General features: G+C 61.3%; 1 protein-coding gene. It reads right to left on the reverse strand.

The window, feature by feature from the left end; translation table 11 throughout:
* Positions 1-445, reverse strand: a 445-nt coding sequence (locus AACY45_RS28625) for a hypothetical protein (RefSeq protein ID WP_339548841.1), incomplete at both ends; no start/stop codon positions are given.

Below are 445 nucleotides of genomic sequence, written 5' to 3' on the forward strand. Positions count from 1 at the left end.
GTGTTCATTTCCGGAACCACGATCCGCTCATAACCCTTTAGCAAAGCACCCAGATTGGCAGGCATCGGCCAGATGTGGCGGATATGGATGTGGGCGACATCCAAACCCCTGGCGCGGGCGCGGCGCACCGCCTGGTGGATCGGTCCGAAGGTCGAGCCCCAGCCGACGATCGCCAGCTTGCCCGAGGTTTCGCCCAGTTCCACGATCTGGTCCGGCACCGCGATATTGGCAACCTTGTCGCGGCGGATTTCGGTCATCTTCTGGTGGTTTTCGGCACCATAATCGAGGTTGCCGGTGCCGACCGCTTTCTCGATCCCGCCGATGCGGTGGAGCAAGCCGGGCGTGCCGGGCTTCACCCACGGACGCTTCAATTTCTCATCGCGGCCATAGGGCAGGAATTTCCACTCGTCCGGATTTTCCGACGCGAGCTTGTCCTGCATTTCCT

Origin of the sequence: Pseudomonas sp. RA_35y_Pfl2_P32, assembly GCF_963970735.1 — a bacterium.
Lineage (GTDB): Bacteria > Pseudomonadota > Gammaproteobacteria > Pseudomonadales > Pseudomonadaceae > Aquipseudomonas.